The organism is Nitrospirillum pindoramense (genome assembly GCF_007827955.1).
GTDB classification, from domain to species: Bacteria; Pseudomonadota; Alphaproteobacteria; order Azospirillales; family Azospirillaceae; genus Nitrospirillum; species Nitrospirillum amazonense_B.
Map to the genome: position 1 here is coordinate 469,454 of NZ_VITR01000003.1, position 13,550 is coordinate 483,003.

12 protein-coding genes and 1 tRNA gene are annotated in these 13,550 nt (G+C 65.9%); 6 read left to right on the forward strand and 7 right to left on the reverse strand.

Annotated elements, in window-relative coordinates:
* The first annotated feature begins 410 nt into the window (after positions 1-410).
* Complete coding sequence (locus FBZ90_RS07110; protein ID WP_145730378.1) at positions 411-1,367, forward strand: hypothetical protein; 957 nt, start codon at positions 411-413, stop codon at positions 1,365-1,367.
* A 233-nt stretch (positions 1,368-1,600) separates the two neighbouring features.
* Here FBZ90_RS07110 and smpB read toward each other — a convergent pair whose 3' ends face one another.
* On the reverse strand, positions 1,601-2,071 hold the full coding sequence (gene smpB, locus FBZ90_RS07115) for an SsrA-binding protein SmpB (RefSeq protein WP_145730380.1): 471 nt from the start codon (positions 2,069-2,071) through the stop codon (positions 1,601-1,603).
* Between the two features lie 22 nt (positions 2,072-2,093).
* Positions 2,094-2,987 (reverse strand): 4-hydroxy-tetrahydrodipicolinate synthase, encoded by an 894-nt coding sequence (dapA, locus tag FBZ90_RS07120; protein ID WP_145730382.1) that lies wholly within the window; start codon positions 2,985-2,987, stop codon positions 2,094-2,096.
* Between the two features lie 117 nt (positions 2,988-3,104).
* On the opposite strand from dapA, the gene FBZ90_RS07125 reads away from it, so the two are divergent.
* The 3 genes from FBZ90_RS07125 (at position 3,105) to FBZ90_RS28070 (ending at position 6,419) form a co-directional block, all read left to right on the forward strand.
* Positions 3,105-5,072: a lytic transglycosylase domain-containing protein gene (locus tag FBZ90_RS07125; RefSeq protein ID WP_246130197.1), complete on the forward strand. Its 1,968-nt coding sequence runs from the start codon at positions 3,105-3,107 to the stop codon at positions 5,070-5,072.
* A 137-nt stretch (positions 5,073-5,209) separates the two neighbouring features.
* Positions 5,210-5,479 carry a hypothetical protein gene (locus FBZ90_RS07130; RefSeq protein WP_145730384.1) on the forward strand — a complete coding sequence of 90 codons (270 nt, stop codon included), beginning with the start codon at positions 5,210-5,212 and terminating at the stop codon, positions 5,477-5,479.
* Between the two features lie 361 nt (positions 5,480-5,840).
* Positions 5,841-6,419 (forward strand): helix-turn-helix domain-containing protein, encoded by a 579-nt coding sequence (locus FBZ90_RS28070; protein WP_246130198.1) that lies wholly within the window; start codon positions 5,841-5,843, stop codon positions 6,417-6,419.
* Between the two features lie 122 nt (positions 6,420-6,541).
* Here FBZ90_RS28070 and FBZ90_RS07140 read toward each other — a convergent pair whose 3' ends face one another.
* The 3 genes from FBZ90_RS07140 to FBZ90_RS07150 all read right to left on the reverse strand — a co-directional run bounded on the left by FBZ90_RS07140 (position 6,542) and on the right by FBZ90_RS07150 (position 8,549).
* On the reverse strand, positions 6,542-6,862 hold the full coding sequence (locus FBZ90_RS07140; protein WP_145730386.1) for an alkylphosphonate utilization protein: 321 nt from the start codon (positions 6,860-6,862) through the stop codon (positions 6,542-6,544).
* Positions 6,863-7,095: 233 nt separating this feature from the next.
* Positions 7,096-8,247 carry a hypothetical protein gene (locus tag FBZ90_RS07145; RefSeq protein WP_145730388.1) on the reverse strand — a complete coding sequence of 384 codons (1,152 nt, stop codon included), beginning with the start codon at positions 8,245-8,247 and terminating at the stop codon, positions 7,096-7,098.
* Positions 8,244-8,549, reverse strand: coding sequence for a PadR family transcriptional regulator (locus tag FBZ90_RS07150; protein ID WP_145730396.1), 306 nt, complete (start codon positions 8,547-8,549; stop codon positions 8,244-8,246). Before FBZ90_RS07150 ends, FBZ90_RS07145 begins: the two co-directional genes overlap by 4 nt.
* Positions 8,550-8,714: 165 nt before the next feature.
* Between FBZ90_RS07150 and FBZ90_RS07155 the strand changes: the two genes are divergently transcribed.
* The gene (locus FBZ90_RS07155; protein ID WP_145730398.1) at positions 8,715-9,080 is read left to right on the forward strand and encodes a DUF4180 domain-containing protein; all 366 of its coding nucleotides are present in this window, start codon (positions 8,715-8,717) and stop codon (positions 9,078-9,080) included.
* A gap of 142 nt (positions 9,081-9,222) precedes the next feature.
* Here the strand turns inward: FBZ90_RS07155 and FBZ90_RS07160 are convergent.
* A tRNA-Ser gene (locus tag FBZ90_RS07160) sits at positions 9,223-9,314 on the reverse strand.
* Between the two features lie 211 nt (positions 9,315-9,525).
* Complete coding sequence (gatB, locus tag FBZ90_RS07165) at positions 9,526-10,980, reverse strand: Asp-tRNA(Asn)/Glu-tRNA(Gln) amidotransferase subunit GatB (RefSeq protein ID WP_145730502.1); 1,455 nt, start codon at positions 10,978-10,980, stop codon at positions 9,526-9,528.
* Positions 10,981-11,267: 287 nt separating this feature from the next.
* On the opposite strand from gatB, the gene FBZ90_RS07170 reads away from it, so the two are divergent.
* On the forward strand, positions 11,268-13,514 hold the full coding sequence (locus FBZ90_RS07170; RefSeq protein ID WP_186455648.1) for a methyl-accepting chemotaxis protein: 2,247 nt from the start codon (positions 11,268-11,270) through the stop codon (positions 13,512-13,514).
* Positions 13,515-13,550: the final 36 nt, after the last annotated feature.

Genomic DNA, 13,550 nt, shown 5'->3' on the forward strand with positions numbered 1-13,550 from the left:
GGCGCCCCGACTCCCCCGCGTGCGTCCAAAATTATGCTCATTAGTTTTATATTTGCGACAAGTTGGCTCTGGGTTTCATCCGGAGTTCGGCTTTCCGGCGAAAATGGCTGGCACGGAACCGGGCCCTCCAACCCGTTCACGCCGCAAATATTGCCATGGGCATCCTGGATCATCGCCCGCCTCGGCGGAGGGAACGGATTAAACGCCAAATACGCAAGACCTCCAGGACCGATAACCATCAAACAAGGCCTCGATAGGCTCAAAGCCATCGCCCACGGTTGGGCGCTCAGGGATATGAGCATACTTTAGCACGTGCGCCGGAGATCCGAATGACAGTGCAAGGCACCTTCCAAGCCTCGTTCGCATCGACCCTGTCGACCATCGCCAAGCCCGACTCGAGAGCCTCCGACGTGGGGATTATTGGATCCGTCAAGCTGGCCACCAAGTCCCTGTTGAATAGGGTGGGCTCGGTGATTGCGCCCGCCTACAAGCGGGCAGCCCCGGAACTGCCCGCCTCGGTGCAGCCACTTCCCCAGGCCATCGTCTGGAACTGGCCGCCCATGGGACCGAACCAGATATCCTTCCAGCAGTTCGAATTCTGCGACACCCAGCCAGCCTCCTGCAAGGCGGGTGAGGACTTCGTTAACGGCGGCAGCAGCTTCAGCCTCGCGTACCGCTCCTTCCTCCAACTCGTAGATCCCGCGACGTTCGTCCCTAATTCCCTTCTCCAGCAGGCCCTGGCCAGCGCGATCCCGCCCAGCTACACGCCCGCGCAAGGCGCCGGGCCCCCGGGCTGGATCGCTGTGCCGGACAGCGGCGGCAAGCTTTCGTTCATGCCGGAGTGGACCGTGGGGCTCACTCCCGCCCAATGGTCGTCGGTCGCCGGGGTGCCCCTGTCCTGGACGGGCCCCGCCGCCGGCTTCCTCGCGGGGAGCGACGCCGCCCAGGTCGTGACGCCGGCCACCCTGTCCGCGAGCGTCACGGCGGACCGCGTCGTGCGCGTGCCGGTCTATGCCGGCGTCTGGTACTCGGACCCATTCGTTCAGATCGCGTCCACGGGTCCGTTCCTGGGGAACCGCCTGCCCCAGATCGTCGTCGGTCCCGCCGGCTTCCTGCGGTGCCGCATCACGGAGTTCTTCGTGGCGGGCGGCCTCTCGGCCCAGGTGACTGTCCCGGAAACCGCCTCGGACGCCCTCGCCGCCCATCTGAGGACCCGGGGCGCCACCGTCGGCACCCTGCCGGCTTCGGTCTGCCGCGCGGAGGAGATGCCTGCGGCCTCCGGCCGGAGCGTGCGGCTGAGCGCTCCAGAGGACATGCCGTTCATCATCGGCGTCTCGGTCGTCCCGGTCGTCGGCCCCCAGTCCTGACATCGGAGGTCGCCCAGTTTCAGGCCGATCTCGACGACTGGATACGGAAATACAACGCGATAAGGATCTATCAGGGGCGATGATGCTGAAAGAGCTTGTTGATCCTGAAACGGCCGGCGGGCCCATCCGGGCCGTTGCCTTCCTAGATTTCCAGTCCCCTAGAGCTCCCCAGAAATCTCCGGCGCCCGCAGTCGCGGGCTGCAACGGTAAGAGGTGGCCTCTTATCGTTGGCGTCAGCCCTTGGCCCGCATCAGGCGCGCCTTGTCGCGCTGCCAGTCGCGTTCCTTCTCCGCCTCGCGCTTATCCCCCTTCTTCTTGCCCTTGGCCACGCCGATCTCGACCTTGGCGTAGCCGCGGTCGTTGAAATAGATCGACAGGGGAATCAAGGTGACACCGTCGCGGCGGATGGAGGCGAACAGCTTGTCCATCTCACGGCGGCGAACCAGCAGCTTGCGCGCCCGCTTGGGCTCATGCTGGAAAAAACGGCCGGCCAGCTGGTATTCCGGGAAATGGGCGTTGATGAGGTACAACTCCCCATCCCGCTCGCCGGCGTAGGACTCGGCGATGCTGACCCGGCCGGCGCGCAGCGACTTCACCTCCGTCCCGGTCAGCATGATGCCCGCCTCGACCGTTTCGGTAATGAAAAAATCGAAGCGGGCGCGCCGGTTCTGGGCGGCGTATTTATGTTCGTCGGCACGTGCCATGGCGGCTACCCGGCCCCTTCCCTCAGCTCAACACACCTGCATGGACCAGGGCCGCGCGCACCAGCTCCTGAGTCGTCGGCGTGGTTTCCACCAGTGGCAGGCGCAGTTCCGGACGGCACAGGCCCAGCAGGCTGGCGGCATACTTCACCGGCGCCGGGCTGGTCTCCACGAACATGGCGTGGTGCAGCGGCATCAGCAGGTCGCGGATGCGGGCCATTTCCGTCAGATCGCCCCGCACCCAGGCGTTCTGCATCTCCGCGCACAGGCGCGGCGCCACGTTGGCCGTGACCGAGATGCAGCCGACGCCCCCCTGGGCCAGGAAGGCCGTGGCCGTGGCGTCCTCACCCGACAGCTGGATGAAGTCGGCGCCCAACTCGACCCGTGTGCGCAACGGCCGCACCAAATCAGCGGTGGCGTCCTTCACGCCAACGATGTTAGGCAACGCCGCGAGGCGGGCCATGGTGGCGATCGACATGTCGATCACGCTGCGGCCGGGAATGTTATAAATGATGATGGGCAGGTCGGCCGCATCATGGATGGCTTTGAAATGCTGGTAGAGACCTTCTTGCGTCGGCTTGTTGTAGTAGGGCGTCACCACCAGGGCGGCGTCGGCGCCAACGGCCTTGGCGTGCTTGGTCAGGCTGATGGCCTCGGCCGTGGAGTTGCTGCCGGTGCCGGCGACCACGGGGACGCGGCGGTCCGCGACCTCAACGCACAACTCGACCAGGCGGCGATGCTCCTCATGGCTCAGCGTCGGCGACTCGCCGGTGGTGCCGCAGGGGACCAGGCCGTGCGTGCCCTCTTTGACCTGCCAGTCCACCAGGGCCTGGAAGGCGCGCTCGTCCACTTTGCCGTCGGCGAACGGCGTGATCAGGGCGACGAGGGAACCGGCGAGGGCGGGCATGGCGGTGGTCATCTCTGCAATCTCCGTGGGCATTCGACCCGAAAGGCGCGAACCTTAGCGGCCCGGCACCTGGGTGACAAGCGACGAGAGCGGGCCCCCTGGGCCCCGTTCCAGCGGGGGCTGGCGGCCTTGATCCTGCCGATTTCCCTGATGACCGCCTCGGTGATGGCGTCCCTGGCGGCCCCGTCGGTGGCGTGGGCGCAATCCTCCGGCGATATCAGCACCTATCGCGCCGCCTTCAAGGCCGCAGACAAGGGCAAATGGGCGGATGCCCACAAGCTGGCCGAGCGCGGGCATGACCCGCTGGCAGACAAGGTCCTGACCTGGATGGACCTGGGGCGCAGCGACACCAGCGCCAGCTTTCAGGAACTTGCCGAATTCATCGACAAGAATCCGGATTGGCCCGGGCTCGCGGCCCTGCGGCGCAACGCCGAAATCCGCATGCCCGATTTCGGCGACACCCCGACGCGCGACTGGTTCGACAAGCACCCGCCCCTGACCACCGCCGGCTTCAACCGCTATGCCGACGCCCTGCTGAACCTGGGCGACAGCGAGAAAGCCATCGCGCTGATCCGCGAGCGCTATGTCAAAGGCAACTTCGGCGTGGTGGACGAGCGGACGTTCCGCACCAAGTACGTGGCGATCCTGCGCCCCGCCGACCATTGGGCCCGCCTGGACCGGCTGCTGTGGGAGAATGACGAGGACGGCGCCCGCCGCATGCTGCCCATCGTCGATCCCGGCCACCAGACCGTGGCACTGGCCCGGCTGGCCATGGCCGACCTGGACCCGAATGTGGAGCGGCTGCTGCAGCAGGTGCCAGCCCCGCTGATGAGCGAGCCCGGCATCACCTATGAACGGCTGCGCTGGCGCCGGCGCAAGGACATGGACGCCGGCGCGCTGGAGATCGTGGAAAACCTGCCCAAGGATGTGGGGAAGGACCTGGGCCATCCCGAGGCGTGGTGGATGGAGCGCCATATCCTGGCCCGCCGCCTGATGGACCAGGGCCAGATGCAGCGCGCCTACCGCCTGGCCGCCAACCATGGCGTGACCGACGGCCTGGGCTTCATCCAGGCGGAGTTCCTGGCCGGCTGGCTATCCCTACAGTTCCTGAACAAGCCGGAGCAGGCGCTGGACCATTTCACCCGCCTGTATGAGGGGGTGTCCTCACCCATCGGGCAATCCCGCGGCGCCTATTGGGCGGGACGGGCCTGCGAGAAGCTGGGCAATCCCGAGCGCGCCCGCCAGTGGTACGAACTGGGGGCGCGGTGGGGAAGCACCTTCTACGGCATGATGGCGCAGGAGAAGCTGGGCCAGGCCGAGGCCATTCCCATCGCCCCCACGCCCTCGGCCGACGCCCGGTCGCGGTTCGAGAAGAAGGAGCTGGTCCGCGCCGCGCGCCTGCTGGACAAGGTCCTGAGCGAGGATGACGACCGCGTGGACCTGTTCCTGCGCAAGCTGTCGCAGGACGCCCAGTCACCGGACGATTTCGTGCTGGTGGCCAAGGCCGCGCTGGAAATGCATCGCCGCGACCTGGGCGTGGGCATCAGCCGCCAGTCGCTGAGCAAGGGCATCGTCCTGGCCGACGCCGGCTATCCCATCATCTCCAGCCACCTGCCGGCGCAACCGGAACCGGCGCTGATCCACGCCCTGATCCGGCAGGAAAGCAGCTTCAAGGTGGACGCGGCCAGTGGTGCCGGCGCCCTGGGCCTGATGCAGTTGATGCCGCCCACGGCCCAGCAATTGGCCAAGCGCGAAGGCATGAAGTACGCGGTGACCAAGCTGACCCACGACGCGGACTTCAACATGCGCCTGGGCAGCGTCTATGTTCAGGATCTGCTGGACCGCTTCGGCGGCTCCTACATCCTCGCTATCGCCGCCTACAACGCGGGGCCCGGCCGTGTCGCCAACTGGCTCCGCGATTATGGCGACCCCCGTATCGAGGCGGTGGACCCGGTGGACTGGGTGGAGACCATCCCCATCTATGAAACACGCACCTACGTTCAGCGGGTGCTGGAAAACCTGCACGTCTACCGCATCCGAATGGGAAGTCACCAACTGCCCATGACCACCGATTTGAGGCGTGGAACGGCCGGATGATGGTTTATTGGCAACACTATTTTGGTTAATGCGCGCAAAAGGTTAGGGAACATCCGCTCAAACCTACTGTTAACTTGCGATTAATGACATGAGCCATATCCTACAGGGGTAAACAGCCTCCTCTGTAGGAATGCGCTATGGCCTCTGTTCCCCTGGCACCGTCGCCGCTTCCAGCGCCGCTTGAGCGGGCCGCCGCCGTGCATCACCGTCTGGTCGAAGCCTTCATTCGGCTGACGCAGGACGAATTGGCGCGCCAGCCGGACGAATACGCGCGCGACAGCCTGAATGAACTTTTGGATGTGTTGAAAGGCCAACGGGTGGCATACACCCCAGGATCGCAAAGATTGGCCAAGGATCCGGCCAATGAATCACGGCCTCGGGACACGATTGCGGCAAACCAGCCGTAACCAACGCCCGCCATGATCCGCGTCGACCTGCGATGTCGCCTGGGATGTACGGCGCGAGTCGGAAGCCGCATCGCCAAAACCCGTGCAAATCCCCAACTGAAATCTATCGTTCGTCTACCCGCCAGCCCCTTTTGCGATTGTTGAGCCTACCTAAAAGGTGAATACTATTGTATTCTTTCAGCTAAACAGTTCTAAAGAGGGAAGCGGCTGAGGAAGGCCGAGTTCACGAGGACGATGCCGGTTGTCAGCGTCTGAACATCTTCATACTCTCGCCCCGAAATTCCCGCTTCCTACCCCTGTAGGTTATACGGCGTTCCATCCATGATCCTCGGTGGCGCCTCATCGATTTGGAGTAATGCTCATGCCCCGTAGGACTAAGAACACGGTTGTCGCCGAACTCGAAGGCAAGATTGAGGGCCACGTTGCCAGCCGCATTCGCCTGCGGCGCGGTCTTCTGGGCATGAGCCAGTCTGATCTTGCGCGGGCCCTGGGCATCACCTTCCAGCAGGTGCAGAAGTACGAGCGTGGCTCCAACCGCGTCTCCGTCGGCAAGCTGTATCGCCTGGCCGAGATCCTCGACGTGCCGCTGACCTTCTTCTTCGACGATCTGGAGGGCGGCGCCGATCGCCCTGCCCCCACCACCTTCAGCGCACCGGACGAAGGCTCGCCCCTGCTGTCGCGCCGCGACCTCGATCTGCTGCGCGCCTGGCGCAACGCCCCGGCGGACATCGCCGACTGCGTCGCCGGCCTGTTGCGCGCCGTGTCACAGGAAGAGGATGGGGCCGCCTCCGCCGCCCCGTCCGCCAGCGGCACCGATGACGAGGCCGGGGATGAACCCAAGCCCACCCGCCGCCGCCGGGGTGCCGTGTGGGACCCGGCCGACATGTACAAGGCCGCCAAGGCCCCCAAGCGCGGCAAGTCGGCCCCCACGCCGCCGTAAGCGGTGGACCGCGCCGTCAGCCGATAGCGCATGAGCAAAAGGGCGCGGTGGGTTCCCTCCCACCGCGCCCTTTTGCTGTGAGGCGCCCACGAAGGGCGCTGGTTGAGAGTGGCCTCGACGGCTCAGCCCTTCTTCACGAACTCCGCGCGCAGAACCAGGCCCTTGATCGTGTCGTGGCGGCAGTCGATTTCCTGGGAGTCGCCGGTCAGCCGGATGGAGCGGATGACGGTTCCCCGCTTCAGCACCTGGTTGGCGCCCTTCACCTTAAGGTCCTTGATCAGGGTGACGCTGTCACCGTCGGCCAGCAGGTTCCCCACGGAATCCCGCACCTCGACCGCGCCGGCGGCGGCGCCAGCGGCCGCGTTGGCGGCAGCCTGGCTGGCTGGAATCCACTCGCCCGTGGCCTCGTCATAAACAAATTCTTCGTCGGCCGAACTGTTCATCAAAAACCTCAATCTCTGCGTATAAGACGCCGTCACCCCAGGTCACCGGACAAGGGGTGGGCGCGATGGCGTTGATATGACTGTCGCTGCGGCGCCAATAGGCTTCGCCGGTGGGATCAGGGTGGCGGGTGGAAAATAACGGACCGACGCCCGGCCGTCACTCATCAAAGCCCCCCGGCGCCATGACGGCCGCCATGCCTGATATCCGGGACTGAATGAATTGGTCCCGAGTATCAAGCGAGCGCCACGCACCCCAAACGATGTTCCGTGGCGTCGGTGGTGTTTCCGGCGCCCAGCGTCTCCGTGCCCAGGAAGCGCGCATGCGCGGCCTTGGGCAGCATCGCCAAGCTCAGCACATAGCCGATCACGGCGCTGCCGCCATAGCCCACGATGGGCGTCGGATAGTTCCCCAGCGCCGCCGCGACCAGAGCGACGAGCCAAAGGGCCGCGAACACAGCATGGATATCCTGGTTGTCCTGGTCGTGCGCCCCTCCCACCATCGCCGGCACGAGAAGCAGGGCGGCACCGGCCAGCACCAGCATCCCCGCGATGGGATGCAGGCTGAAGGCGGATTGGAACACCCTTTCAACGTAGGGAGTGGCGGCCAGTCGGTCCGGCTGGATCAGCGTGGTGGCAAAGCCGGCGATGGCACCGGCGAGCGCCCGCGAGACATGGCCATCATCAGGGCGCCTCATCGCCAGGATCGCAAGGCCGACGGCCAACATCCCCGCCATGGCCCGGTCGGGCTGCAGGGCCAGGGCCGCCGCCGTGAGGATCATCCCCCAGGTCGAGCGCCGGTTGGGTGATCGGGCGAAGTCGAGAATCATCAACGGAAGAAGGACGAGGCTGGGCTGGATGAACAGGCCGGCCAGGTTCACCCAACGCGCGGCATCGTCGACCCGCGCCCCGCCTACCGCCGTCGCCAGCAGCAGGACCGACAGCAGCAGTGTCATCGTGCCCGGCCGCAGGCGAACCGTCGCCCCGGCCTGCCGGATCGCGGCCAGCCCGCAGAGGCCCAGGACCAGCGCGCCGGCATTGACACCCAGGTACCGTCCCGGCGCCCCCGCCATCGCCAGATACCCCAGGCCCAGCCCGACAGCCCCGATGGCGCAGGCGATGCCGACGGCGCGAGGATGGAACGTCATGCCGGCGGATGGGGAGGCCCTGCCGGAGGACCGCACCATTCGGCGCATGTGGTGGGCTAGAATGAGGGGCAGAAGACCGCACAGGCCACCGGCCGCGAAGCGCAGGGCGGCGGCGGCGCTTTCGATCCCGGCGGTTTCAAGCCGGATGGCCGATCCCCAGTCTTTCAGGTGGGCAGGCAAGGCCCTTTTCAGGATGTCGCACACCAGGATCGCCAGGCCGCGCCACAGACCACCTATCATATCGTCACCTCACGGGGGTTTCCCGCCACTTCCGGCGCGGGTGGGTTGGCCTGGGCGAACCGTATGCCGGCGGCGGTCAGGCGATAGGCATGGCGTGGCGGTCGTCCCGCCTCCACCGGCGGTCGCCACTCCGCCTCCAAATACCCCTGCCCCTCCAGCCGGATGAGCAACGGGTAGAGGGTCCCGGATTTGACGCCGGCCAACTGAGCCAACTCGTAGCCATGGCGCCACGCGCCAGGCACCTCGAGCAGGGCGGCGAGGATCATCCTCGCCTGATTGGATGGGGTGCGCGTGCGGGCCATGCACAATAAATCTACCTATATAGATTTATTGTCAATAACGGGAAGCGTATGACTTTTCAGGGTGGCGCCGTGGCAAGATGGTCGTGGAGCCGGCCTTCACCCGTGAAAGCCCCAACAGTGCCACAATGGCCACCCGAAATATCACGGCGAGCAGGAGCCCATCCGATGAACGATCTTCCCCGGAACCTGAGTGGCACCTGTGTATTGATCTGCGCCGACACCGGCCCGCTGCTGACCAGCGATCAAGACGCTGTGCCCTTGATTGGCCTGGCATGGGAGCATGCGGCCCGGGTGGTGGCCATCCCGCTTAGCCGGCTCGCCCCTGGCTTCCTGAGCCTGGCCACGGGCCAGGCGGGGGCCATCATCCAGAAGTTCGCCAATTATCAGCTACGCCCCGTCATCATCGGCGATGTCAGTGCCTGGATGGCCGGTAGCAGTGCCTTGCGCGATTTCATCCACGAGGCCAACCAGGGGCAGGTCGTGTGGTTCTTGAACGATCTGCCGGCCCTGGAACGGCGTTTGGCGGCATGACCACTCCGTCTCGCCGCTCCACGGGGCGCCTGGCGGGAGAAAGCTGAACCGATGTGGATGCGGTCGCAGCCAGAAACGACAAAGCCGCCCCGGAGGGCGGCTTGTCCGTTCACTTGCCTCACGATGTGGCCTGGGCAAGTGATGGCGGAGGGGATGGGATTCGAACCCACGGTACCAGTTTCCCGGTACGACGGTTTAGCAAACCGTTGCCTTCAGCCACTCGGCCACCCCTCCGTCCACCGACTGTCGTCGGCGGTTCGCGTATGTACTCGGGCGGCGGCCCCCTTGTCAACGATAACGGTGAGGAAAAATCGCGGGAAAATGAAAAGGGGGACCCGAAGGCCCCCCTGCCCATGCCCCGTCGGCCAACATGCCGGGCGGAGCGTCACTTTTCCCTGTCGAACCAAGGCGCAAGGCCCCGGTCCTAACCTCAGAGCTTCGGGCCTCAGCCCTTCAGCTTGGCGGTCAGGATCTCATTCACCAGGGCCGGGTTCGCCTTGCCCTGGGTGGCCTTCATGACCTGGCCGACGAAGAAGCCGAACAGCTTGTCCTTGCCGCTGCGGAACTCCGCCACCTTGTCGGCGTTGGCCGCCATCACGGCCGCGATGGCCTGGTCGATGGCGCCGGTGTCCGTCACCTGGCGCAGCCCCTTCTCCTCCACGATCTGGGCGGCGGGCTTGCCCGTCTCCAGCATGTCGGCGAACACCTCCTTGGCGATGCGGCCGGAGATGGTGTTGTCCGCGATCAGGTCGATCAGCCCGCCCAGTGCGGCGGCGCTGATGGGCGAGCTGTCGATATCGGCGCCCGTCTTGTTCAGGGCGCCCAGCAGGTCGCCGATGACGAAGTTGGCGGCCATCTTGGGATCGCGGCCCCGGGCCACCTCTTCATAAAAGTCGGCGCGCGACCGCTCCGCCACCAGCACGCCGGCGTCATAGACCGGCAGCTTGTAGTCGGCCATGAAGCGGGCCTTCTTCTCATCCGGCAGTTCCGGCAGGGTGCGCTTGATGTCCTCGACCCAGGCGGCGTCCAGTTCCAGCGGCAGCAGGTCCGGATCGGGGAAGTAGCGGTAATCGTGCGCCTCTTCCTTGGAGCGCATGGACCGCGTTTCGCCCTTGTTGGGATCCCACAGGCGGGTTTCCTGCACCACCACGCCGCCGTCCTCGATCACCTGCACCTGGCGGTGGGCCTCATACTCGATCGCCTGCTGCACATAGCGGATGGAGTTGACGTTCTTCGTCTCCGTCCGCGTGCCGTACTTCTCGCCCGGCTTGCGCACCGACACGTTGATGTCGCAGCGCATGGAGCCTTCCTCCATGTTGCCGTCGCAGGTGCCAAGATAGCGCAGGATGGTGCGCAGCTTGCGCAGGTAGGCGGCGGCCTCCTCCGGCGTGCGCATGTCGGGCTCCGACACGATCTCCATCAGGGCCACACCCGACCGGTTCAGGTCGATGTAGGTCTTGGTCGGGTTCTGGTCGTGCAGGCTCTTGCCCGCGTCCATCTCCAGGTGCAGGCGGGTGATACCGACCTCGCGCGTGGAACCGTCCGCCAGGTCCAGCACGATGGTGCCGTGGCCGACGATGGGCTGCTGGAACTGGCTGATCTGATAGCCGGAGGGCAGATCGGCGTAGAAGTAGTTCTTGCGGTCGAACACCGAGCGCAGGTTGATCTGCGCCTTCAGGCCCAGACCCGTGCGCACCGCCTGTTCCACGCAGACCTCGTTGATCACCGGCAGCATGCCGGGGAAGCCCGCGTCCACGAAGCTGACTTGGCTATTCGGCGCGGCGCCGAAGGCGGTCGCCGCCCCGCTGAACAACTTGGCATTGGAGACGACCTGGGCATGAACCTCCAGCCCGATCACCACTTCCCATTCGCCCGTCTCGCCTGCAATCCGATAAGCCATCGTCTTCGCCATCAAGTCCAATCATGGAGTGAGGGGTGTTTTCTGGCCGGAATCGCGCGAAAACGCAACCGGCTTGGGCGGGAGGCTGCCTGGACGAGGACGTTGGGCGGGCGCTATGGGCGAGCCCCCTGCCCCGTATTCAGGCCAAGGTTGGAAAATATGGTTAAAGAATTTAATATTTTATTTTGCATATGACACAGCCCCGAAAATTAAGACATCATTAAAGAATGAGACCATATGCAGTGGTCATTAACAGATTAACCACTCCCATCATAAAGAAGGCCGTGATGCTTCGGTCCCTGAAAATCGCCCACAAGCTGGGCTTGGCGGTTCTGCTCTTCCTCATTCCGGTGGGTTACCTGCTGTACGCACTGATTGCGCAACAACAGATCGCCATCGACTTCGCCCAGAAGGAATTGGCCGGCACAGCCTACCTGCGCGGCCTGCAGACCATCCAGGCCCGCCTCGCGGCCGCGGAGACGGGTGGCGCGGCCCCGGATACGACGGCGCTGGCGGCAACGGTGCGCCAGCTGCAGGCGGACTGGGGACAGGAGATGGAGACGGCCGACAAGGTGAACGACCTGGTGGCCACCCTGGACAAGAAGGATGGGGGCAAGAAGGATGGGGCCGGCGGCGCCGCCACCCGCGCGGCGCTGCGGGCCCTGATCGCCCAGATCGGCGACAAGTCCAACCTGATCCTGGATCCGGACCTGGACAGTTTCTACGTCATGGACATCGTGCTGGTGAAACTGCCCGACCTGCAGGACCAGACCACGGGTCTGCGCGCCGTGACGCATCAGGCCGGCGATAACAAGGTCGACCTGTTCGTTGCCCTGGGCGGGGTGAAGTCCCTGCTGACCGGCCTCGATTCCTCAGCCACCTCGGCCTATGGCGGCAACGCGGACGGCAGCGTAAAGAAGGCGCTGACGGCCCCGGTGGCCGCCACGCAGAAGGCCGCCGCCGTGGTGACAGTGGGGGCGGAAAAGGGGGCGGTCACCGATGCCGACACCGCCGCAGCGCTGAAGGCTCAGGACGCGTTGTACACGGCCGCGTCAACGGATCTGGAGCGGCTGCTGAAGGCCCGGATCGGTGGGTTCAAGGCCACGCAGTTGCGGGTGCTGCTGATCTCGCTGGCGCTGTTCGCCGCGGGCGGCGCCGGCGTCTACCTGGTGGTGCGCCGCTTCGTCATCACCCCGCTCAGCGATCTGACCGGCGCCATGTCGGGTCTGGCCGAAGGCCACCTGGACACCGCCATCGACCATGCCGACAGCGGGGATGAGGTCGGGGCCATGGCCCGCGCCCTGGTCGTCTTCAAGGAAAACGCCCTGCGCAACCGCGAGTTGGAAGCGGCTCAGGCGCAGGAACAGGAAAAGCGGCTGCGCCGCCAGCAGGCGCTGGAAACCCTGACGCGGGACTTCCAGGCCGCCATCAGCGCCGAGTTGCGCGGCATGGCCGCCGCCGCGACGGAATTGGAGGCGACCGCCGGTTCACTGGCCAGTCAGGCCGACAATACCGCTGGCCGCACCCAGGTTGCCGACGACAACGCCGCCCGCGCCACCGACAACACCGAAACGGTGGCGGTGGCGACGGAGCAGTTGGCCGCCAGCAGCAACGAGATCGGCGCCCAGGCGGAACAGACCGCAGTCACCACCAAGACGGCGGTGCAGGAGGCGGAGCACGCGCGCGACGTGGTGGGTGAACTGGCCACGGTGGCGGACAGCGTGAACGAGGTCGTGCGCTTCATCCAGTCCATCGCGGCCCAGACTAACCTCCTGGCCCTGAACGCCACCATCGAGGCGGCCCGCGCCGGCGAGGCGGGCAAGGGCTTCGCCGTGGTGGCGACCGAGGTCAAAACCCTGGCCAACCAGACGGCGCAGGCGACGGACGATATCCAGGCCCGCGTCAGCGGGGTGAAGGCGGCGGCCGAGAACGCCATCGGCATCATCAACCGCATCGCCACCACCATCGCCATCGTCGACGGCAACACCGGCGCCATCGCCGCCGCCGTCAGCCAGCAGAGCGCCGCCACCGCCGAGATCAGCCGCAACGTGACGGAGGCCGCCAGCCGCACGCGCGAGGTGACCCACTCCCTGGCGCTGGTGCGGGACAGCGCGGAATTCACCAAGGAGGCGTCCGACCAACTGCTGGGGGCGGCCAACGAACTGTCACGGCAGTCGGAACAGCTGCGTACCGACGTGGAACATTTCCTGACGGCCATGCAGACGGCGGATGATCGGCGCCAATTCGAACGCTACGACCTGGATCTCCCTGTCCATGTGGGCGTGCCGGGCGTCCTGTCCGCCGGGGCCGCCACGCATCGGCTGCTCAATATCGGACGCGGCGGCTGCGCGCTCCAGGGTCCGACGGTCGGCGCCCCGGGCCGTGAGGTCGAGGTGCTGGTGGACGGCAGCCGCTTCCGGGGCCGGGTCACCAGCCACGAAGGCGACACCACCCGCATCCAGTTCCGCATGAGCGACGACGTCGCCCAGGCGGTGGACGCGCTGGTGGCGCGGTATGGGGCGAAGGCGGCCTGAGGGCCGCCCGCCCCGATCCGTCGCATAGCAAAACCC